Source organism: Wenyingzhuangia sp. IMCC45533 (genome assembly GCF_054111225.1).
This window is the reverse complement of the sequence record NZ_CM134197.1, coordinates 537,866-560,781: the sequence shown is the minus strand read 5'-3', so window position 1 is coordinate 560,781 and position 22,916 is coordinate 537,866. Positions and strand designations below refer to the sequence as shown.

Below are 22,916 nucleotides of genomic sequence, written 5' to 3'. Positions count from 1 at the left end.
ATAGAAAATAGACAATAATCAATTTTAAAAGTTCATTGACATATTGATATTATAAATATGGGAAACCATATTTACTTGAGTAGACATTAATAGTTAATATTGAGTACGAAGTACAAAGTATTAACTAAAGATAAAAATAAAATATTACAGTCGAAGACTGTAATAAAGATTAAAGACGCAAAAGAGTACAATAAGCTAATTAAGGGTGTATGGCGGATGCCTAGGCTCTCAGAGGCGAAGAAGGACGTGATAAGCTGCGATAAGCTACGGGGATTTGCACATAAGAATTATATCCGTAGATTTCCGAATGGGGCAACCCACTATGTTGAAGGCATAGTACCGAGAGGAGCAAACCCGGTGAACTGAAACATCTAAGTAACCGGAGGAAGAGAAAATAATAATGATTTCGTTAGTAGTGGCGAGCGAACGCGAAAGAGCCCAAACCCATTCTGTTACGGCAGGCTGGGGGTTGTAGGACTGAGTTATTGAGAAGCAATCGAATTAGAATAACCTGGAAAGGTTAACCACAGAGGGTGATAGTCCCGTATAGGTAAGAGAAGCGATCATATCAGATTCCTGAGTAGGGCGGGGCACGAGGAACCCTGTCTGAATCTGCCGGGACCATCCGGTAAGGCTAAATACTCCTGAGAGACCGATAGTGAACTAGTACCGTGAGGGAAAGGTGAAAAGAACCCTAAGTAAGGGAGTGAAACAGATCCTGAAACCGTACACCTACAAGCGGTCGGAGCCATTTTACATGGTGACGGCGTGCCTTTTGCATAATGAGCCTACGAGTTACTTTATCTAGCAAGGTTAAATTCTTAAGGAATGGAGCCGTAGCGAAAGCGAGTCTTAATAGGGCGTTTTAGTTAGGTTGAGTAGACGCGAAACCTGGTGATCTACCCATGGGCAGGTTGAAGCTGTGGTAACACACAGTGGAGGACCGAACCCGTTGACGTTGAAAAGTCTTGGGATGACCTGTGGGTAGGGGTGAAAGGCCAATCAAACCAGGAAATAGCTCGTACTCCCCGAAATGCATTTAGGTGCAGCGTTGTATTATAGTTATATAGAGGTAGAGCTACTGATTGGATGCGGGGGCTTCATCGCCTACCAATTCCTGACAAACTCCGAATGCTATATAATGCTTTACAGCAGTGAGGGCATGGGTGCTAAGGTCCATGTCCGAGAGGGAAAGAACCCAGACCATCAGCTAAGGTCCCCAAATATATGTTAAGTTGAATAAACGAGGTTTGACTGCCTAGACAGCTAGGATGTTGGCTTGGAAGCAGCCATTCATTTAAAGAGTGCGTAACAGCTCACTAGTCGAGCGGTCGAGCATGGATAATAATCGGGCATAAACATATTACCGAAGCTATGGATTTGTAACGTAAGTTATAAGTGGTAGGGGAGCATTCTAGTTGTGCAGAAGGTGTTCCGTAAGGAATGCTGGAACGGCTAGAAAAGAAAATGTAGGCATAAGTAACGATAAGGCGGGTGAGAAACCCGCCCTCCGAAAGACTAAGGTTTCCTCAGCGATGCTAATCAGCTGAGGGTTAGTCAGGACCTAAGGCGTACCCGAATGGGGAAGTCGATGGACAACAGGTTAATATTCCTGTACACGCACCCGTTAAAAGTGACGGATTGCCTAGATCTTTACGTACTGACGGAATAGTACGTTGAGCCTAGCCTTCGGGCGAAGCGAAAAGAAGTAAGCGGTTCCAAGAAAAGCGAGGGCTGCGTCCTGTACCGTAAACCGACACAGGTAGTTGGGATGAGTATTCTAAGGAGCTCGAGTGATTCATGGCTAAGGAACTAGGCAAAATCGACCCGTAACTTCGGGAGAAGGGTCGCCCTTAATTAAATTTAAGGGCCGCAGTGAAAAGGTCCAGGCGACTGTTTATCAAAAACACAGGGCTCTGCTAAAACGAAAGTTGATGTATAGGGCCTGACACCTGCCCGGTGCTGGAAGGTTAAGTGGAGGGTTTAGATACAAATCGAAGATCTGAAATGAAGCCCCAGTAAACGGCGGCCGTAACTATAACGGTCCTAAGGTAGCGAAATTCCTTGTCGGGTAAGTTCCGACCTGCACGAATGGTGCAACGATCTGGACACTGTCTCAGCCATGAGCTCGGTGAAATTGTAGTATCGGTGAAGATGCCGATTACCCGCTACGGGACGAAAAGACCCCGTGAACCTTTACTATAGCTTAGTATTGGCTTTGGATAAGTAATGTGTAGGATAGGTCGGAGACATTGATCATGCGTCGCTAGGCGTGTGTGAGTCGTTGTTGAAATACGACCCTTTGCTTATCTAGAGTCTAACCCAGTGATGGGGACAGTGCTTGGTGGGTAGTTTGACTGGGGTGGTCGCCTCCAAAAGAGTAACGGAGGCTTCTAAAGGTACCCTCAGTACGCTTGGTAACCGTACGTAGAGTGCAATGGCATAAGGGTGCTTGACTGGGAGACCTACAAGTCGATCAGGTTGGAAACAAGAGCATAGTGATCCGGTGGTTCCGCATGGAAGGGCCATCGCTCAAAGGATAAAAGGTACTCCGGGGATAACAGGCTGATCTCCCCCAAGAGCTCACATCGACGGGGGGGTTTGGCACCTCGATGTCGGCTCGTCACATCCTGGGGCTGGAGAAGGTCCCAAGGGTTGGGCTGTTCGCCCATTAAAGTGGCACGCGAGCTGGGTTCAGAACGTCGTGAGACAGTTCGGTCTCTATCTGTAGCGGGCGTTAGAAATTTGCGTGGATTTGACTCTAGTACGAGAGGACCGAGTTGAACTAACCTCTGGTGTATCAGTTGTTCCGCCAGGAGCATTGCTGAGTAGCTACGTTGGGAAGGGATAAGCGCTGAAAGCATATAAGCGCGAAACCCACCACAAGATGAGATTTCTTTAAAGGGTGGTTGTAGACTACGACCTTGATAGGATATAGGTGTAAAGGCAGTAATGTCATAGCCGAGTATTACTAATAACCCATAGGCTTGTGTACTTGCGGACTTTAATGATTTTAGCTACTCAATGGATTGGAAACATGATTTATAATATCAATATGTTAACACATAATTAGTTGTGGGTTTTTCGTTGTTAGTATGATACTACTAACAAACAATGAACAACCACCAACCAAGACCTTAAGGTGATTATTGCAATAGGGCTCACCTCTTCCCATTCCGAACAGAGAAGTTAAGCCTATTCGCGCAGATGGTACTAGCACTTGCTGGGAGAGTATGTCATCGCCTTTTTTTGATTCTAAAATCACATTAGAATTTACAAACCTCATTCAATTCAATTGAATGAGGTTTTTTTGTTTTTATGAGTAAGTGGATGTCGGGGGAATAGAGAAGTGGAAATTAAGTAGTCAGAAGTGAAGGAGTTATATGAGTTAAGAATTATAAGAGTTAAGCTGGTAGTCGCTTCTCGACTCCGCTCGAAGACCATTATAGGTGTTAGAGCTAAATCCGAGAACTATTTGTGTTATAGTTTTCCTCTAATGCGTTTTGTTATTTTGGCTTAGCTGGATAACTTGAATATTAGAATTTATAGATATTGAAGTTCGATTGAGTAATCTTTGTGACTTTTTATCTCAACTTCGTTCAAAGACCGTTGGCTGTATGAAATTTTATTAGTGCTTATATTGATACCAATATCAATAACTGTTGATGCTGCTTTTAGTCCACTCGAATTTTATTGATTATCATATTTAGATGATTCAAAACATAAAGGAGTATAATTATAATTACTTGTTGTAAAATACATATTAGTTTGTATAACGACATACTTCTCGGCTTTGATTGAAGACAGTTTATTGATGGTATTGTATGTAATTTGTATGAGGTCAGTATGAAAGTAGTATTGCAAATGAACATCTTCTCAACTTTGATTGACGAGTTCTCTAGGTTTTTGAGCGGAGTCGAGAACGATTCTAGAAAAGATTACACTGTTGAAAATTGGATTTTATTGTTTGCGTTAGGGATAGTAGCGGCATCCTTTTACGGTCAGTTTGAGTGAATTTATGAAGTGAAACGGAATAAATTTGTATCGAAAACCAGTAAAAGATATAGCGGATAGCCCGACCCAGAGGGGAACGCCCTTGTGAGAAATAAATCAAAATCCATATTATCTATATAAATGTATTAGGACATTGTGTCTAAACAAAAAAAGCACTTTGAACAAGACAGTATCCAATATTTTGTGTAAACAAAAATTCTACGGGGTTTAACTTTTTTAAAGCTGAACCCTTTTTTCAAATATAGTTAAGAACTGGTTAAGAATTAGTCCCCAATTGTGAATTGGCTGGGTCCATTTCTTAGTAATTTGCATCAAAGATAAATAAACTGATTTTTTCAAGGCATCGTCTGTTGGGAAGCTCATTTTGTTTTTAGTGTATTTTCTAATTTTGCCAGACAGTATCCAATATTTTGTGTAAACAAAAATTCTACGGGGTTTAACTTTTTTAAAGTTGAACCCTTTTTTCAAATATAGTTAAGAACTGGTTAAGAATTAGTCCCCAATTGTGAATTGGCTGGGTCCATTTCTTAGTAATTTGCATCAAAGATAAATAAACTGATTTTTTCAAGGCATCGTCTGTTGGGAAGCTCATTTTGTTTTTAGTGTATTTTCTAATTTTGCCATTAAGATTTTCAATTAGATTGGTAGTGTAAATTATTTTTCTGATTTCTAAAGGGAAATCAAAGAACACGGTAAGTTCCTCCCAATTGTTACGCCAAGATTGTACTGCATAAGGATATTTATCATTCCATTTTTCAGCAAACTGGTCTAATTCGGCTTTAGCCATTTCTTTATTAGGAGCATTGTAAATATGCTTCATATCTCCTGTAAAAGCTTTTTTGTCTTTCCAAACCACATAACGTGCACTATTACGAATTTGATGAACCACACAGATTTGAGTATCTGCTGTTGGAAACACATTTTTAATGGATTGTGTAAATCCGTTGAGATTATCGGTAACAGTTACCAAAATATCTTCAACCCCTCTAGCCTTTAAATCAGTAAGTACTCCTTGCCAAAAAGCGGCAGATTCATTCATTCCTAACCACATTCCTAATAGTTCTTTGTGGCCTTCTCTGTTGAGCCCTACGGCTAAGTAAATAGTTTTGTTAACAACCTTTCCTCCTTGACGAACTTTAAATACAATTCCATCCATCCAAACTACGCAATAAACAGACTCTAAAGGCTTGTTTTGCCATTCTAATACTTCTTGATTGATTCTGTCTGTGATGATAGATATAGATGATGTGGAGAGCTTATAGCCATAAATTTGATAAAGTTCATCTTCAATATCAGAAACACTCATACCTTTTGCATAAAGCGAGATTACGATATTTTCTATAGACAGTGAAGTGCTTTTGTGTTTAGGAACCACAACAGGTTCAAAATCACTATTGCGATCACGTGGAACTTTAATCTCGCTTTGACCGAGGCGGTTCTTTACTTTTTTTGTAGTGCTACCATTGCGAGCATTAGTGTTGCTGCGTTTACCATTTTTGGGATAGCCTAAATGAGCATCCATCTCTCCTTGAAGCATAGCTTCTAAAGCGGCACTGTGTAATTCATTCAATAAATTACTTAAATCGTCTTCTGTTTTTAGGCCTTTTAATAGACCACTTTGTAAAAATTGATTTTTTAAATCATCCATAATAAAACTGTGTGTTATAAAATTAATCAAAAAATTAGGCGGGGTTTTAAAACCCCGCCTAATTTCTGTTTACACAGTTTTTTGGACACTACCTTTTGCCATTAAGATTTTCAATTAGATTGGTAGTGTAAATTATTTTTCTGATTTCTAAAGGGAAATCAAAGAACACGGTAAGTTCCTCCCAATTGTTACGCCAAGATTGTACTGCATAAGGATATTTATCATTCCATTTTTCAGCAAACTGGTCTAATTCGGCTTTAGCCATTTCTTTATTAGGAGCATTGTAAATATGCTTCATATCTCCTGTAAAAGCTTTTTTGTCTTTCCAAACCACATAACGTGCACTATTACGAATTTGATGAACCACACAGATTTGAGTATCTGCTGTTGGAAACACATTTTTAATGGATTGTGTAAATCCGTTGAGATTATCGGTAACAGTTACCAAAATATCTTCAACCCCTCTAGCCTTTAAATCAGTAAGTACTCCTTGCCAAAAAGCGGCAGATTCATTCATTCCTAACCACATTCCTAAAAGTTCTTTGTGGCCTTCTCTGTTGAGCCCTACGGCTAAGTAAATAGTTTTGTTAACAACCTTTCCTCCTTGACGAACTTTAAATACAATTCCATCCATCCAAACTACGCAATAAACAGACTCTAAAGGCTTGTTTTGCCATTCTAATACTTCTTGATTGATTCTGTCTGTGATGATAGATATAGATGATGTGGAGAGCTTATAGCCATAAATTTGATAAAGTTCATCTTCAATATCAGAAACACTCATACCTTTTGCATAAAGCGAGATTACGATATTTTCTATAGACAGTGAAGTGCTTTTGTGTTTAGGAACCACAACAGGTTCAAAATCACTATTGCGATCACGTGGAACTTTAATCTCGCTTTGACCGAGGCGGTTCTTTACTTTTTTTGTAGTGCTACCATTGCGAGCATTAGTGTTGCTGCGTTTACCATTTTTGGGATAGCCTAAATGAGCATCCATCTCTCCTTGAAGCATAGCTTCTAAAGCGGCACTGTGTAATTCATTCAATAAATTACTTAAATCGTCTTCTGTTTTTAGGCCTTTTAATAGACCACTTTGTAAAAATTGATTTTTTAAATCATCCATAATAAAACTGTGTGTTATAAAATTAATCAAAAAATTAGGCGGGGTTTTAAAACCCCGCCTAATTTCTGTTTACACAGTTTTTTGGATACTACCTTGAACAACAATTCAAAGTGCTTTTTTTTAGTGTGATACTATTTATCTATCTCTTATAATTGTGTTGTTTCAAAAACAGCATATTCTACGTCGTCTTGTACTTTATCGTGGTACTTCACTACGAAGTGATCATTTTCATTGAAATAAATATTTTTCTTTGAATCTGCTTTATTTGAATGGTGCTTATGGTACATTTTGTTGATAGCTTCTTTTTCATCATTGTCCATGCTAGACATTTCACTATCGGATAATAACTGGTTACCACTAATTGCAAAGTTGTATTTTTTATCGTTATGTACGGAGTACTTAACTTTTACTATTTTGTCGTATTGTGGGTCGTCATCATTATCAACCATAATTGTTTTTTCTACTTGCGTAGGAGTACTTAATCTGTCTTGGTTTAAGCTATATTTTTGATTTGGATCCATTTTTACAGCTTTTGTTTTTTCTGTAATTACTTTTACCTCTGTAGTATAAAGGTTTCCATTTTCCATTTCTTTTACTTCTTTATCTACTTTGGTAACGATAATTTGATCTGCTTGTGCATATGTTGCAATTCCTGCGAATGCGAACATTCCTAATATTAAATTTTTCATGTGAGTATATATTTTGATGTTAATAATTGTTTGTACTGTAAAGATATAGACTGTTTATGATTGGTCTTTACTCATATAAAACTCATGTTAACTCATATGATAATCTTTTATTTATTATGTATTAATTTTATCAGACTCAATAAAAAAAGCTCCATTACATGAATAATGAAGCTTTAATGGTATGGTTTAATCAATTAGAAAATACTATTCGATATATTTTAATTTTTTTTCGATAGCTTGAATAATGTTGCCTGCGATGTCTTTTCCTGTAGCGTTTTCTATTCCTTCTAGACCTGGGGATGAATTCACCTCCAATAACAAAGGTCCTTTGTTGGAACGAATTAAGTCGACCCCTGCAACAGGAAGGTTTAATATTTTGGCAGATTTTAAGGCTAGCTTTTTCTCTTCGGTATTAATTTTAACGATGGATGCGGTTCCTCCTTGATGAATATTGGCTCTAAATTCTCCTTTGGCAGCACTTCTTTCAATGGATGCTACTACTTTTCCGTCTACAACAAAGCAACGTAAGTCTTTACCGTTGGCTTCTCTAATAAACTCTTGTACTAAAATATTAGCATTTAAACTTTTAAAGGCATTGATTACGGATTCTGCTGCTTTATTGGTTTCTGCCAGTACAACTCCCTTACCTTGTGTACTTTCTAATAGTTTGATAATTAAAGGAGCTCCTCCAACCATATGGATAAGATCTTTGGTATCTAGAGGAGATTTGGCAAAACCTGTGGTTGGAATATGAATATCGTTTTTAGAGAACAACTGCGATGAGTATAGCTTATCTCTAGATGAACTAATGGATTCAGCATCATTTAAACAATAAACCCCCAAAGATTCAAACATTCTTAGTAGAGCGCATCCGTAAAAGGTCATACTTGTTTTAATACGAGGAATAACAGCATCAAAATCATTAATTACGTTTCCTCCTCTATATCTAATTTCTGGAGTTTCGGTATCTAATTTCATGTAACACTGTTGCACGTTAAGAAATACCATTTCGTGACCTCTAGCTTTACCAGCTTCCATCAGTCTCTTATTGGAGTATAGTTCTGGATTGCTTGCGAGTACTGCTATTTTTAATCCAGATTTTTTCTTTACAAACGTTTTGTATTTGTCTTCTATAACTTCGTCAATAATATCTCCTTGAAGAAACTCTTCCGATGGATTTACAATAATTTTGTTGTCCATGGCTTGCCTTCCTAATAGCATTTTAAATTCCATGGTATCTCTATTGGTTAAAGTCAGTTCAATATCCCAAGTTTCATTACCAAGCGTAACGGGAGAGGTAATAACGTATCTTTTCTCTGGAATCCCCGATGAACTTTTTACAATTCTAGTACCTACTACTTTAGATTCACATTCTATAGAAATACTTCTGTTTTCTGTAAGGGGTTGTACGTTAAAACGGACCCACGTTTCTTTATTTTTTTTAAACGTGGAGATATCTGTCGCTTGTATGGATGATGTTTTAGCACCAGAGTCTATTCTTGCTTTGATTGCAGGAATATTTAGCTGATTGAAGTGACACCATTCTTTATTTCCAACAATTTTTAATTCGTTCATCATGTGTTTAATTTTTATCGAAATAATGCTAATTATAAGTGAGCAATGTTATGTAAATATTAATTTTAAAGATATTTTATTTTCTTGATTTTAATACTTTTTTAATCATAATGAATTCTTATATTTGTGGCATAATTTAAGAACATGAGTTTGGTAAAATTACATCATCATCACATCCAGTACTGCGCTTAAGCGAGTTAGGAGGATTATGTTGTAATGTAAACATATTTTTCAGACCCGTTTGAGCTATCTCAAACGGGTTTTTCATTTTAAAATTGAATATAAACTATATACTAATGAGCACATTAAAAATTGCCATTCAAAAATCAGGAAGATTAAATGAAGATTCTTTACAACTTTTAAAGGAGTGTGGAATTTCAATTGATCATCGTAATGCACAGTTAAAAGCTACTGCAAGAAACTTTCCTTTGGAGGTTTTTTACTTAAGAAATGGTGACATACCTCAGTATTTAGAAGATGGAGTTGTAGACATTGCTATTTTAGGAGAGAATACTTTAATAGAAAAAGGAGAGAATTTGCCCATAATTGAGCGTTTAGGTTTTTCTAAATGCAAAGTTTCTTTAGCAGTGCCTAAAAATGTTGAGTATAATGGGCTTTCTTACTTTGAGGGTAAACGTATTGCTACAACTTATACCAATACTTTAGATAAGTTTTTAAAAGAAAAAGGAATCAATGCTAGTTATCACAAAATAGCTGGTTCTGTAGAGATTGCACCGAATATTGGTTTGGCCGATGGTATTTGCGATATTGTTAGTTCTGGAGGTACGTTATTTGCAAATGGTTTAAAAGAAGCTGAAGTAATGTTTTGGTCTGAAGCGGTATTAACTTCCTCTCCAACATTATCTAAAGAGAAGCAAACTCTGTTAGACACTTTGCAGTTTAGAATTCAGTCTATTTTAAAAGGTAGAGCAAACAGATATGTTTTACTAAATGCTCCAAATGATAAGGTAGATGAGATTATAAAAGTAATTCCTGGAATGAAATCTCCTACAGTTTTGCCTTTGGCACAACAAGGGTGGAGTTCTGTTCACACAGTAATTCCTAAAGATAAATTTTGGGATATTATTGATGAGTTGAAAGGACTTGGAGCCGAGGGAATTTTAACTACAGAAATTGAAAAAATGGTTTTATAATAGTACAATGTAATTAGTACAAAGTAGATGGTACAGAGTATAAGTTAACACAACGACTGAACTCAATACTTAATACTTATTACTCATTACTCAGTACTCAGTACTAAGTTAGACAAATGAAAACATATATAAACCCAGCCCCATCAGAATGGGAAAAAATATTAGAACGACCTGCTAAAGAAGCTGTAAGCTTAACGGCAACAGTTAAAGGTGTTTTTGATGATATTAAACTAAAAGGAGATAAAGCTGTAAAAATATATACAGAAAAATTTGATGGTGTTTTATTAGATGCTATAAGAGTCTCTGAAAAAGAAATTAATACAGAAGTATTAAGAGTAAGTCCAGCAATGAAACAAGCCATAGAGGTTGCTGTGCAAAATATAGAAAAGTTTCACCAATCTCAGGTTATTGAGAAAAAAGTGATTTCTACCACGGATGGAGTGGACTGTTGGCAGGAAATGAAACCCATAGAAAAAGTAGGCTTGTATATTCCAGGAGGGTCAGCACCTTTGTTTTCTACCATTTTGATGTTAGGAATTCCTGCAAAAATAGCAGGAGCTAGTAAAATAATATTGTGTACTCCACCCGATAAAGAAGGACACTTGCATCCAGCAATTTTATATGCTGCACAAAGGGTAGGTATCACAGATATTTATAAAGTAGGAGGAATACAGGCAGTAGCTGCTATGACCTATGGTACAGAAACTATTCCTCAAGTATATAAAATATTTGGTCCAGGAAATCAATACGTAACTGCTGCCAAGCAGTTTGCTTTAAGTCAAGGAGTAGCTATAGACATGCCAGCAGGGCCTAGTGAAGTAATGGTAGTTGCAGACAAAAATGCAAATCCTATATACATTGTTGCAGATTTGCTATCTCAAGCAGAACATGGAGCGGATAGTCAAGTAATTTTTGTAGCAGATTCAAAAGAATTGATTGCTCAAGTTAAAGAAGAATTGGCTTTGCAATTAAACATATTACCTAGAAAAGAGCTAGCAACAAAGGCAATAGAGAATTCAAGTGCTATTCTAATAGAGGATATTAAAACGCAAATTGAATTAATTAACGAATACGCACCAGAACACCTAATTTTAAACGTATTAGAAGAGGATGAGTACTTGGCCAACATAGTAAATGCAGGATCGGTTTTTATAGGACCTCACACACCAGAAAGTGCTGGAGATTACGCATCTGGAACCAACCATACGCTGCCAACAAATGGATATGCAAAAATGTATAGTGGTGTAAATTTAGATGCATTTACCAAAAAAATCACCTATCAAAAAATATCAGAGCAGGGATTAAAGAATATTGGACCTGCGATAGAGTTGATGGCAGAAGCAGAAGGTTTACAAGCACATAAAAATGCGGTTACTTTCCGTTTAAAAGGATTAAAATAACAACCATGAGTAATGAGTTTCAGACTTATTTAAGTGAACATCAAAAAACAATAGGTTACATAGCCACACCTATAGCGATTATCATGTTTGCTTCTTTAATAGAGATTTTTATTTCCAATTTAAAAGGAGAAAGTAACATTATCATTCAACCTTTGGCAACTTTCATCAATGGTATTGTTTGGACTTTATATGCTTATGGTCGTAAAGATTATTTTTTATTAATACCCAACGGTTTGGCTACCGTGTTGGGAGCTATGACAGCAATGGCTGCATTTATATAATAAAGTAAATATGGAATTTAATTTAAATAATATCATTAGAGAAAACGTAGCTAATATGAAAGCGTATTCATCTGCAAGAGATGAGTTTACTGGAGCTACGGATGATATGGTGTTTTTGGATGCCAATGAAAACCCTTTTGAAAACGGTGTGAATCGTTATCCAGACCCGATGCAAAAAACTGTGAAGTCAGAATTAGCCAATATTAAAGGGGTTTCTCAAAAAAATATTTTGTTAGGAAATGGTTCTGATGAAGTTATTGATTTACTATTTCGTGCGTTTTGCGAGCCAAAAGAGGACAACGTAATTACGTTACCCCCTTCTTACGGGATGTATGATGTTTCTGCAAACCTGAATCATATCGCTATAAAGGAGGTGCCGCTAAAGATTAATTTTCAGCCTGATGTATCAGCTATCTTAAAGACTGTTGATTCTAATACTAAAATCATCTTTTTGTGTTCCCCTAACAATCCGTCAGGTAACTTGTTTGATTACGCAAATGTAAAAGCTATTGTAGATGGTTTCAATGGCTTGGTAGTGGTAGATGAAGCTTATATTGATTTTGCCTCAGAACCAAGTTGGGTGTCTCGTTTACAAAAGCATCCTAATTTAATTGTAAGTCAAACGATGTCCAAAGCGTACGGAATGGCAGGAATTCGATTAGGTGTTTGTTACGCATCCGCAGAAATTATTACGGTTTTAAATAAAATTAAGCCTCCGTATAACGTAAATGAACTTACGCAACAAAGAGCTTTAGAACGTTTGTTGGCTCATGAAGATGTACAAGAGGAAATTGAAGCTATTTTAGTTGAGCGAGGTAGCTTGGAAATTGCGTTAAAAGAAATTTCTTTTGTAGAAAAAGTATACCCTTCTGATGCTAATTTTTTATTAGTAAAAGTAGACAATGCAACCAAACGATACAATGAATTGATTGAGAAAGGTATTGTTGTGAGAAATAGAACTACACAAACTCTGTGTGAAAATACATTGAGATTTACGGTAGGAACTATTAAAGAGAATTTAGCGTTGGTTAAAGCGTTGAAAGAGCTTCAGTAGAAGCGAATTCCTGAACTTGTTTCAGAAAAAAAATAGAATAAATAATTAGTACAAAGTACATAGTGCTGAGTACAAAGTTTTAAAGTTGAAAAAGTCTTGGTACTTAATACTTTATCCTTAATACTTTGAGTCATGAAAAAAGTTTTATTTATAGATAGGGACGGTACGTTGTGTATAGAGCCCCCTGTAGATTATCAGTTGGATAGTTTAGAAAAATTAGAATTTTATCCAAAAGTATTCCGTTATATGGCAAGAATTGCCGAAGAACTAGATTACGAATTGGTGATGGTTACTAATCAAGATGGATTGGGTACAGCCTCTTTCCCAGAAGATACTTTTTGGCCTGCTCAAAACAAAGTTATTGATGCTTTTAAAAACGAAGGTGTTGAGTTTGCAGCGGTGCATATTGATAAAACTTTTCCTCATGAAAATGCTGAAACACGTAAACCAAGAACTGGTTTATTAACGCAGTATTTTGATAAAGAGCAATATGATTTAAAAAATTCATTCGTATTAGGTGATAGAATTACCGATATGGAGTTGGCCAAAAACCTAGGAGCTAAAGGAATCTTTTTATCAGAGAATCCAGAATTGGGAGCTGACGAAACAGAAGCTGATACTAAAGCAATTCACGATTGTATTGCTTTGACTTCTACAGATTGGAAAGAAATTTACGAGTTTTTAAAATTAGAAGATCGAGTTTCAGAAATTACACGTAACACGAACGAAACTAAAATTTATATCAAACTAAATTTAGACGGGTCGGGTAAGAATCATATAGATACAGGAGTCAAGTTTTTTGACCATATGTTAGATCAGATTGGTCGTCATGGAGCGATGGATTTAACGGTAAAGGTTGACGGAGATTTAGAAGTGGACGAACATCACACCATTGAGGATACGATGATTGCTTTGGGAGAATTATTCCATAAAGCCTTAGGCAATAAATTGGGAATAGAACGTTACGGTTTCTGTTTACCAATGGATGATTGTTTAGCACAAGCTGCGGTTGATTTTGGAGGAAGACCTTGGTTGGTTTGGGATGCTGATTTTAAACGCGAAATGATTGGAGACATGCCAACTGAAATGTTTTTACATTTATTTAAATCGTTTACGGATGGTGCAAAATGTAACTTAAACGTTAAAGCAGAAGGAGATAACGAACACCACAAAATAGAAGGAATATTTAAGGCATTTGCTAAAGCGATGAAAATGGCTGTAAAAAGAGATGCCAATAAAATGTTTTTACCGAGTACAAAAGGAGTGTTGTAAAATAAGTTGTTAAGAATTTAAGAAGTTAAGAAGCTCCTTAACTCCTCATTTCCTTAACTCCTTAACTACTATTAAAGAATGAAAATAGCAATTATAAATTACGGAGCGGGAAATATACAATCTATCCGATTTGCCATTGAGCGATTGGGGTACGATGCTTTATTAACCAACAATGTAGAAGAAATAAAAAATGCAGATAAAGTGATATTTCCAGGAGTGGGAGAAGCAAGTAGCGCTATGAAAATGTTACGGGAATCTGGGTTAGATAAAATAATACCCACTTTAACACAGCCAGTTTTAGGAATTTGTTTGGGTATGCAGCTCATGTGCAAGTATACAGAAGAAGGGAACACAGCTGGTTTAGGTATTTTTGATGTGAGCGTAAAGCGTTTTGAAAATATTGTAAAAGTTCCTCAAATAGGATGGAATCAAATAAAAGGTTTGGGTTCTAAAATTTTTAATAATGTTAAAGAGAATGCCTATATGTATTTAGTACATAGTTATTACGCACCTATCACTAAAGAGACCATTGCCTCTACCGAATATGGTGTAGAATATTCTACGGCATTGCAGAAAAATAATTTTTACGGAGTACAGTTTCACCCAGAAAAAAGTAGTACCGACGGTGCTATGATTTTAGAGAATTTTTTGAATTTATAAGTAGTACAAAGTACGGAGTATTCAGTACGAAGTAAAGAGTTATGAATAAATATCAAGATTTAAAAATTTGGAACAAAGCAATGGAATTGGTAGAAAAGATATATCTATTAATGAAATTGTTACCTGATGATGAAAAATTTGGATTGATTTCGCAGATTAAAAGATGTAGTGTTTCAATCCCCTCAAATATTGCGGAAGGGGCTGGTAGGAATTCAAATAAGGAATTTAAACATTTTTTAAGCATAGCAAATGGATCTACTACTGAACTAGAAACACAAATATTACTGACAATTAGATTAGGCTTAGTAAATAGAGACAAGACAGAAGAAATATTAATTTTATGTAGAGAGATAAGGAAGATGAATTATGCACTTCAAAAAAGTTTAAGTTGAAAACTTTATACTTTGTACTCAATACTTAATACTCAAAAAAAAATGAGAATAATACCAGCTATAGATATCATCGACGGACAATGTGTTCGTTTATCCAAAGGAGATTACAGTACTAAAAAAGTGTATAATGAAAATCCGCTGGAAATTGCAAAGCAGTTTGAAGCACACGGAATAGAGCATTTACATTTGGTAGACTTAGATGGAGCCAAAGCAAGTCACATCGTAAACCATAAAGTATTAGAAGAAATAGCTACTAAAACATCTTTAAAAATTGATTTTGGAGGTGGGTTAAAAACAGACGAAGATTTAAGAATTGCATTTGAATCTGGAGCGAATCAAATTACAGGAGGAAGTATTGCTGTGAAGAACGCATCGGTTTTTAAAAGTTGGATTTCTAAATTTGGAGCCAATAAAATTATTTTGGGTGCTGATGCTAACAATGAGAAAATAGCAGTAAGCGGATGGTTAGAAGAATCTGATGAAGATTTGATACCTTTTGTTCAAGGATATCAAAAAGAAGGAATACAATATGTGATCTGTACAGACATCGCAAAAGATGGAATGTTACAAGGACCCTCTTTTGATTTGTACGAAAAAATGTTACAGCAATGTACCAATATCAAATTAATTGCAAGCGGAGGAATTTCCACATTTGATGAATTACCTAGATTAGCAGCGTTGGGTTGTGAGGGTACTATTGTAGGAAAAGCTATTTATGAAAATAAAATAAGCTTAAAGCAATTGGAAACGTATATAGTACAGAGTAGTTAGTACAAAGTATTAAGTTTAATGGTGCTTTGTACTCAGTACTTAGTACTCAATACTAAATAAAATATGTTAGCAAAAAGAATAGTTCCTTGTTTGGATATTAAAAATGGACGTACCGTTAAAGGTGTCAATTTTGTGGATTTACGAGATGCTGGAGATCCTGTAGAATTGGCAAAAAAGTATGCGGAAACAGGAGCAGATGAATTGGTTTTTTTAGATATTTCTGCCACAGAAGAGAGAAGAAGAACTTTAGTGAATTTGGTGAGAGATGTGGCTGCGCAGGTAAATATTCCGTTTACGGTTGGTGGTGGAATTTCGTCTGTTGAAGATGTAGATTTATTATTACAAAACGGAGCAGATAAAGTATCTGTGAATTCATCAGCAGTTAAAAGACCGCAATTAATAAACGAATTATCTCAAAAATTTGGAAGTCAGTGTGTGGTTGTGGCCATTGATGCCAAAAAGATTGACGGAGAATGGATTGTTCATTTGGTAGGAGGTAAAGTACCTACAGAGTTAAATTTGTTTGAGTGGGCCAAAGAAGTTGAACAACGAGGTGCCGGTGAAATTTTATTTACATCGATGAATAATGATGGAACTAAAGATGGTTTTGCAAACGAGGCTTTGGCACGTTTGTCAGAAGAATTAAACATTCCGATCATCGCAAGCGGTGGAGCAGGAAATATGCAACACTTTGCCGATACCTTTATCAATGGTAAAGCAGATGCAGCTTTAGCAGCAAGTGTGTTTCACTTTCAAGAAATTGAAATCCCAGAGTTAAAAGAAGAATTACAGAAACAGGGAATACCTGTGAGATTATAAATTTAATCAGTATTAAGTAAACAGTAGTAAGTACAAAGTACGAATACTTATTACTCTATACTCTATACTCAGTACTAAAATATATGGAAATTAAATTTGATGAAAAAGGACTAGTTCCTGCAATTATACAAGATGCTGAAACCAAAAATGTATTGATGTTAGGATACATGAATCAAGATGCATTTGACAAAACAATCAGTACCAATAAAGTAACTTTCTTTAGTCGTTCTAAACAGCGTTTATGGACCAAAGGAGAAGAAAGTGGTAATTTTTTAGAACTGGTCTCTATAAAAAATGATTGTGACAAGGACACTTTATTAATACAAACGAAGCCTGCAGGACCTACGTGCCACAAAGGGACTGGTAATTGTTGGGCAGAAGAAAATGAAGAAAACTTTGGATTCTTATCTACTTTAGAAAATGTAATTGCGGAGCGTGTACAAAATAAAGAGGTACAAAAATCTTACGTTGCTAGTTTGTTTGCCAAAGGAATTAACAAAGTAGCTCAAAAAGTAGGAGAAGAGGCCATAGAAACTGTAATAGAAGCGATGGATAATAACGATGAGTTGTTCTTGTATGAAGCTGGAGATTTATTGTTTCATTACTTGATGTTGCTGCAAGCGAAAGGTTTTACTTTAAAAGATATTACGGCAGAGCTAAGAAAAAGACAAAAATAAAAAGAGTTCATATGGGTTCTTATCAAAACTGTATGAGTTATTGATAGTGTTCTAATCTTGTTAATTTTAACCTGAATATTAAAATTTAAAACAGATGATAAAACCAAAAGAACAAGCACCAGACTTAAAAATAAGTTTGGTAAACGATACACAATGGAGTTTACAAGATCAGACTCCAAAAAATTTTACTTTAATCGTTTTTTATAGAGGGAAACACTGTCCAGTTTGTAAAAACCAACTAGAGGAATTGCAATCCAAAATCTCTGATTTTACAGATAGAGGTGTAAACTTAATTGCAGTTAGTATGGATGGTGAAGACAAAGCTAAGGCAACTCATAAAGAATGGGATATTAAAAGCATACCATTGGGTTACGAACTTTCCGAAGACAAAGCAAGAGAATGGGGATTGTTTATTTCTAAAGGTATATCAGACAAGGAACCCGAAACTTTTTCTGAAGCAGGTTTGTTTCTAATCCATAAAGACGGAACTGTTTACTGGGAATCTATACAGTCTATGCCATTTGGAAGACCTCCATTAAAAGAAGTTCTATCGGGAATAGATTATATATTGGATAAAGGTTATCCTGCGAGAGGAGGAGCATAAACTACTACAACCGAAAACATAAAAAGGCTTTAGATAATTCTAAAGCCTTTTTATGTTTGTATGAGCGCATCATGATAGCTTTAGAGTTCATCGATAATAGGGATAATGACTATTTTTAATGTATCATTTAAAACAAAGAAATATGGAAATTAATTTTGAATATCACGGTGTTAAAGCAAGCAACCTTTTAGAAAGCTTTACCAAAGAAAAACTAAACAATTTGAACAAGAAATATCATTTTTTAGTCGACTTGGATGTATATTTTAAAAGTGAAAATACAACTTCTGATGAAACAGGAATGATTGCTGGTTTAAACGCAAATATTCCAGGAACAAGAATTCATGCGAGTCATAGTTCAAACTCATTTGAAAACTCTATTTCTGAGGCGATTAGAGAATTAGAAATTCAGCTACAGAAAAAGAAAGAAAAAATGGCTACTTATTAGACATCATAAAAACATAAATTTTAAGAAACTGCCTATGGCAGTTTTTTTTTGCGCTCGCTAAATCTCTATATTTGTCATATCAGTATTTTAAAATCTTACATACTTAAAATATACTGCGAGCATTTATTCATGAAAGACACTTACAAACATCAAGGATTAAGGAATAGATTAATTGCTGTTTTACAGAGTAAAGGAGTAACGGATCAAGCGGTTCTATCTGCGATAAAAAGTATTCCTAGACATTTGTATATGGATGCAAGTTTTGAAGAATATGCTTATCAAGACATTGCCTTTCCCATAGCTGCTGAGCAAACGATATCTCAACCTTATACGGTTGGTTTTCAATCTCAATTATTGGAAATAAAGCCAGGGGACAAAGTATTAGAAATTGGTACAGGTTCTGGATATCAGACGAGTGTGTTGGTAAACCTAGGAGCTCACGTTTATACGGTAGAAAGGCAACAAGAATTGTTTAAAAAGACAGGAAAGCTACTTCCCTTAATGGGCTACAAACCTAAGTATATGTCTTTTGGAGATGGTTACAAAGGATTATCACAATTTGCACCTTTTGATAAAATTATTGTTACCTGTGGTGCTCCATTTATACCTAAGCCTCTACTGGCCCAATTAAAAATAGGAGGTAGAATGGTAATTCCAGTAGGAAATGCTCAACAAATGATGACCTTAATTGTTAGAAAATCCGCTAAAGAATTTGATAAGCAAATTATTGAAGAATGTGCTTTTGTACCTATGCTAACAGAGAAAAAGATTAAAAGCTTTTCCTAAAAATTAAAGGACTATTTACTCTTTAAAGTTCTTAGATGTAGTTCTCTTTCATCAAAATTTGTTTCTTTTAAGGGTAACACAATTTGACTAAATAAACTCATTAATTCGGCACTGTGTTCTGTAGTTTTACTTTGTGTTAAGTCTACGTGTACAAAAGTCATCCATGCTATAGATTTGAGTTGTGTTTTACTTTTACTGAACATTCTCATCTCAACTTTTAAATGTTTTTTAGAGAACGCTATCGTTTGCGATTCAAAAGCAATTTCTTCCATAGTAAAAACTGGTATCAGATAAGCTAGTTGGGTATTAGAGACTACCCAGCCTAATTTTTCTTCGCGAATCATTTTAAAAATATCTATACCGTAAGCTTTCAAAACCTGATCTTCTCGTTGGTTGATAAAATAATCGATATACCTACCGTTGTTTAAATGATTAAAAGGGTCACAGTCTTGGAATCTAATTTTTGTGCTGCTGGTGAGTATTTTTTGGTTATCCATTTTACCTGATGTATATAATAGCTTGCAAATGCATTAGGGATTGAATGTTTTGTTTGAGCTCATTTATTTGGAGTTTGAGCGGAAACGAGAAAACCAAATAAATAGCGAGTAATGAAAGCCCGACTCCCAAAAGTTATTTTGGGAGAAATGCCATGATGATTCGTTTATGTATCTTTATTTAGGTGTAAAAATACTACATGGAATAATCATTTCTTCCAAAGAAATTCCTCCGTGTTGGTAGGTGTCTTTGTAATACTTGGTAAAATGATTTTGGTTGTTAGGGTATACAAAAAACAAATTGTCCTTGGCAAAAATGAAAGAGCTATTCATACTTTGTTGTGGCAAAAATATTTGTTTAGGGTCGTGTTCTACATACACATCTTTTTCTTGAAAAGTTAAACTCCTACCCGTTTTATAGCGCAGGTTAGAGGCTATAGCTTTAGTTCCGATTACTTGAGTGGGTTTGCTACAGTTGATGGTACCGTGATCTGTGGTTAGGATGAGTTTGATATTGTCTTTTTGCGCTTTTTTTATCAATTCTAACATGGCTGAGTTTTGAAACCAAGAATCTGTTAGAGCTCTGTAAGATTTGTCATCTGACACCAATTCTTTAATAACTTTTGTATCTGTTTTAGCGTGAGATAGCATATCTACAAAATTGAATACCACAATGTTGAATTTATTGTTTTTGTATTGATTGTAGTTGTTAATTAACTCTTTGCCTGCTTTTTGATTTGATATTTTGTGATAAGAGAATTCTATATTTTTACGCAAAGCCTTCAATTGCCTTTTTAAAAATTCTTCCTCTGACATATTTTTTCCACCTTCATCGTTTTCATCCAACCATATATCTTTGTGTTTGGTGGCCATTTCTAAAGGAGTTAACCCAGAAAAAATGGCATTTCTAGCATAATGAGTGGCTGTTGGCAAAATACTATAATAAGGCTTTTCGTCTTGTTTTTTGTAGTAATTGGCAATGGCTTTTTCTATAATGTAGTATTGGTCGTATCTTAGATTATCTACTACAATTACCATTGTTTTGTCACTTTTCTCTATCTCGGGTAAAATAGTTTTTTTAAAGAGTTGATGAGATAGAACTGGAGCATCACTATCATAAAACCAATCGGCATAATTGTTTTTGATGAATTTGAAAAAAATCTGATTTGCTTCCTGTTTTTGACTTTCTAAAATACCCAGTAGACCAGCATCATCTATATTTTCCAATTCTACTTCCCAATGCACCAATTTTTTATAAATATCAATCCAAGCCTCGTAAGAATTAACAGAGGCAAGTTCCATAGAAATTTTTCTAAACTCTTGCTGGTAATTGATAGAGGTTCTTTCGCTGATAAGCCTATTATGGTCCAAGTTTTTCTTTAAACTCAGTAAAATTTGATTTGGATTTACAGGCTTAATTAAATAATCTGCTATTTTGGAGCCAATAGCTTCTTCCATAATATATTCCTCTTCACTCTTGGTAATCATAATAATGGGAACGTTAGAAACCACATTATTAATTTCTGTTAGCGTTTGTAAACCACTAAGCCCTGGCATATTTTCATCTAAAAAAATAACATCATAGTTATGTTCTTTAACCAATTCCAAAGCATCTGCACCATTAGTGCAGGGGGTTACCTGATAGTTTTTTTTCTCAAGAAATAAAATATGTGGTTTTAATAGATTGATTTCGTCATCAACCCATAGAATTTGAATGTGGCTCATATGGTTAAGAATCTGTTATTTACTAAGGATAAAGGAATTAGATTTTTATATTTGTGTACCATTAAAAGTACAAAATTTGAATACCTTGTCCAACAAAGTCAAAATTATAAACGATCCTATTTATGGTTTTATTACAATTCCAAACAAATTAATTTTTGATTTAATAGAACACCCTTATTTTCAGCGTTTAAGGAGAATAACACAAATGGGTATGTCCAATTTGGTGTATCCGGGAGCACATCATACTCGCTTTCATCATGCAGTAGGTTGTATGCATTTAATGCAAAAGGCAATCCAAGTGTTAAGAAACAAATCTGTAGAGATTTCTGAAGATGAAAAAAATGCTGTTTGTATGGCTATTTTGTTACACGATATTGGGCATGGACCTTATTCTCACGCTTTAGAGCATAGTATTGTAGACGGAGTTAACCACGAAACTCTTTCCCTAAAGTTTATGAAAGAGTTGAATGTTGAATTTAAAGGAGCGTTGACTTTAGCAATTGAAATTTTTGAAGGGAATTATCAACGAAAATTTTTAAATCAGTTGGTGTCTAGTCAATTAGATATTGATAGAATGGACTATCTAAAAAGAGATAGCTTTTATACGGGGGTAGCAGAAGGAAACATTAGTTCTGAGCGTTTAATTGATATGCTTAATGTTTATGATGATAAATTGGTGGTGGAAGAAAAAGGAATTTATTCTGTAGAAAAATTTATTGTAGGTAGAAGGTTAATGTATTGGCAGGTCTATTTGCACAAAGCAAGCGTAGTGGCGGAAAAAATGTTGGTGAATTTATTAGCAAGGGCAAAGGAATTGGCACAGAATGGAGTAGAGCTACCTTGCAGTAAGGCATTGCGTTATTTTTTGTACAAAGATGTTAACGGAGAGTTTGATTTAGAAACCCTAAAAACGTTTTCTAAGTTGGATGATTATGATATTTTGTCTGCGATAAAAGATTGGATTAGTCACCACGATAAAGTGCTATCTAAATTGTCCGAAATGATTATTAACAGAAGACTTTTAAAAGTTCAATTAAGTAATACACCATTCACGGATGAATATGTTGTTTCAATAACAAATAGCATGGAAAAACAGGGGTGGAGTCAAAATGATTTGAAATATTTCTTTATTCAAGATCAAATTCAAAATCAAGCATATAATGACGAGCACAGTAAAATTTACTTGTATTATAAAACCGGTCGAGTTGTAGATATTGTAGAAGCATCAGACCAGTTAAACATTCAAGCGCTAACAAAACCAGTAATTAAACACTTTCTTTGCTATCCAAAAGGAATCAAATTGGGTTAAATATAATTTAATTTTATACTT

Annotated in this window: 19 protein-coding genes, 2 rRNA genes and 2 pseudogenes; 16 read left to right on the top strand and 7 right to left on the bottom strand. The window is 35.2% G+C overall.

The genetic code is table 11. The features are described from left to right. Positions 1-188 precede the first annotated feature (188 nt). Both ACXGQW_RS02430 and rrf read left to right on the top strand, forming a co-directional pair. Positions 189-2,995: ribosomal RNA gene (locus ACXGQW_RS02430) — 23S ribosomal RNA — on the top strand. A gap of 143 nt (positions 2,996-3,138) precedes the next feature. Further along, positions 3,139-3,248, top strand: a 5S ribosomal RNA gene (rrf, locus tag ACXGQW_RS02425). Between the two features lie 982 nt (positions 3,249-4,230). Here rrf and ACXGQW_RS02420 read toward each other — a convergent pair. The 5 genes and pseudogenes from ACXGQW_RS02420 to rimK form a co-directional block, all read right to left on the bottom strand. Beyond that, a pseudogene (locus tag ACXGQW_RS02420) lies at positions 4,231-4,413 on the bottom strand (IS256 family transposase); the annotation flags it as partial. A 46-nt stretch (positions 4,414-4,459) separates the two neighbouring features. Then, on the bottom strand, positions 4,460-5,662 hold the full coding sequence (locus ACXGQW_RS02415; protein ID WP_457821478.1) for an IS256 family transposase: 1,203 nt from the start codon (positions 5,660-5,662) through the stop codon (positions 4,460-4,462). A gap of 94 nt (positions 5,663-5,756) precedes the next feature. Beyond that, positions 5,757-6,788, bottom strand: a pseudogene (locus ACXGQW_RS02410) (IS256 family transposase); the annotation flags it as partial. A 146-nt stretch (positions 6,789-6,934) separates the two neighbouring features. After that, positions 6,935-7,477 (bottom strand): hypothetical protein, encoded by a 543-nt coding sequence (locus ACXGQW_RS02405; protein WP_457823519.1) that lies wholly within the window; start codon positions 7,475-7,477, stop codon positions 6,935-6,937. Between the two features lie 204 nt (positions 7,478-7,681). Continuing rightward, a complete protein-coding gene (gene rimK, locus ACXGQW_RS02400) occupies positions 7,682-9,052 on the bottom strand; it encodes a 30S ribosomal protein S6--L-glutamate ligase (protein WP_457824209.1) in 1,371 nt (456 codons plus the stop codon). Between the two features lie 296 nt (positions 9,053-9,348). Here rimK and hisG point away from each other — a divergent pair, with 296 nt between their 5' ends. The 13 genes from hisG to ACXGQW_RS02335 all read left to right on the top strand — a co-directional run bounded on the left by hisG (position 9,349) and on the right by ACXGQW_RS02335 (position 19,367). Continuing rightward, positions 9,349-10,206 (top strand): ATP phosphoribosyltransferase, encoded by an 858-nt coding sequence (gene hisG, locus ACXGQW_RS02395; RefSeq protein ID WP_457823518.1) that lies wholly within the window; start codon positions 9,349-9,351, stop codon positions 10,204-10,206. A gap of 116 nt (positions 10,207-10,322) precedes the next feature. Further along, the gene (hisD, locus tag ACXGQW_RS02390) at positions 10,323-11,606 is read left to right on the top strand and encodes a histidinol dehydrogenase (RefSeq protein WP_457823517.1); all 1,284 of its coding nucleotides are present in this window, start codon (positions 10,323-10,325) and stop codon (positions 11,604-11,606) included. Positions 11,607-11,611: 5 nt separating this feature from the next. Beyond that, on the top strand, positions 11,612-11,887 hold the full coding sequence (locus tag ACXGQW_RS02385) for a SemiSWEET family transporter (protein ID WP_457823516.1): 276 nt from the start codon (positions 11,612-11,614) through the stop codon (positions 11,885-11,887). 10 nt (positions 11,888-11,897) lie between these two features. After that, positions 11,898-12,941: a histidinol-phosphate transaminase gene (gene hisC / locus ACXGQW_RS02380; RefSeq protein WP_457823515.1), complete on the top strand. Its 1,044-nt coding sequence runs from the start codon at positions 11,898-11,900 to the stop codon at positions 12,939-12,941. Between the two features lie 132 nt (positions 12,942-13,073). Then, positions 13,074-14,213, top strand: a complete 1,140-nt coding sequence (gene hisB / locus ACXGQW_RS02375; RefSeq protein ID WP_457823514.1) for a bifunctional histidinol-phosphatase/imidazoleglycerol-phosphate dehydratase HisB — start codon at positions 13,074-13,076, stop codon at positions 14,211-14,213. 78 nt (positions 14,214-14,291) lie between these two features. After that, the gene (gene hisH / locus ACXGQW_RS02370) at positions 14,292-14,873 is read left to right on the top strand and encodes an imidazole glycerol phosphate synthase subunit HisH (RefSeq protein WP_457823513.1); all 582 of its coding nucleotides are present in this window, start codon (positions 14,292-14,294) and stop codon (positions 14,871-14,873) included. A 41-nt stretch (positions 14,874-14,914) separates the two neighbouring features. Next, on the top strand, positions 14,915-15,265 hold the full coding sequence (locus tag ACXGQW_RS02365; protein ID WP_457823512.1) for a four helix bundle protein: 351 nt from the start codon (positions 14,915-14,917) through the stop codon (positions 15,263-15,265). A 42-nt stretch (positions 15,266-15,307) separates the two neighbouring features. Next, positions 15,308-16,036, top strand: a complete 729-nt coding sequence (gene hisA, locus ACXGQW_RS02360) for a 1-(5-phosphoribosyl)-5-[(5-phosphoribosylamino)methylideneamino]imidazole-4-carboxamide isomerase (RefSeq protein ID WP_457823511.1) — start codon at positions 15,308-15,310, stop codon at positions 16,034-16,036. A 63-nt stretch (positions 16,037-16,099) separates the two neighbouring features. Further along, the gene (gene hisF / locus ACXGQW_RS02355) at positions 16,100-16,855 is read left to right on the top strand and encodes an imidazole glycerol phosphate synthase subunit HisF (protein ID WP_457823510.1); all 756 of its coding nucleotides are present in this window, start codon (positions 16,100-16,102) and stop codon (positions 16,853-16,855) included. An 83-nt stretch (positions 16,856-16,938) separates the two neighbouring features. Continuing rightward, complete coding sequence (gene hisIE / locus ACXGQW_RS02350) at positions 16,939-17,532, top strand: bifunctional phosphoribosyl-AMP cyclohydrolase/phosphoribosyl-ATP diphosphatase HisIE (RefSeq protein ID WP_457823509.1); 594 nt, start codon at positions 16,939-16,941, stop codon at positions 17,530-17,532. Between the two features lie 94 nt (positions 17,533-17,626). After that, positions 17,627-18,136, top strand: coding sequence for a peroxiredoxin-like family protein (locus ACXGQW_RS02345; RefSeq protein WP_457823508.1), 510 nt, complete (start codon positions 17,627-17,629; stop codon positions 18,134-18,136). 142 nt (positions 18,137-18,278) lie between these two features. Next, entirely contained in the window at positions 18,279-18,581 is a 303-nt protein-coding gene (gene hpf, locus ACXGQW_RS02340) for a ribosome hibernation-promoting factor, HPF/YfiA family (protein WP_457823507.1), read from the top strand. A gap of 129 nt (positions 18,582-18,710) precedes the next feature. Continuing rightward, a complete protein-coding gene (locus ACXGQW_RS02335) occupies positions 18,711-19,367 on the top strand; it encodes a protein-L-isoaspartate(D-aspartate) O-methyltransferase (RefSeq protein ID WP_457823506.1) in 657 nt (218 codons plus the stop codon). 11 nt (positions 19,368-19,378) lie between these two features. Here ACXGQW_RS02335 and ACXGQW_RS02330 read toward each other — a convergent pair whose 3' ends face one another. After that, on the bottom strand, positions 19,379-19,864 hold the full coding sequence (locus tag ACXGQW_RS02330; RefSeq protein ID WP_457823505.1) for an acyl-CoA thioesterase: 486 nt from the start codon (positions 19,862-19,864) through the stop codon (positions 19,379-19,381). Between the two features lie 174 nt (positions 19,865-20,038). Continuing rightward, positions 20,039-21,586 carry a T9SS response regulator signal transducer PorX gene (gene porX, locus ACXGQW_RS02325; RefSeq protein WP_457823504.1) on the bottom strand — a complete coding sequence of 516 codons (1,548 nt, stop codon included), beginning with the start codon at positions 21,584-21,586 and terminating at the stop codon, positions 20,039-20,041. A gap of 85 nt (positions 21,587-21,671) precedes the next feature. Between porX and ACXGQW_RS02320 the strand changes: the two genes are divergently transcribed. Next, entirely contained in the window at positions 21,672-22,895 is a 1,224-nt protein-coding gene (locus tag ACXGQW_RS02320; RefSeq protein WP_457823503.1) for an HD domain-containing protein, read from the top strand. Positions 22,896-22,916 lie beyond the last annotated feature (21 nt).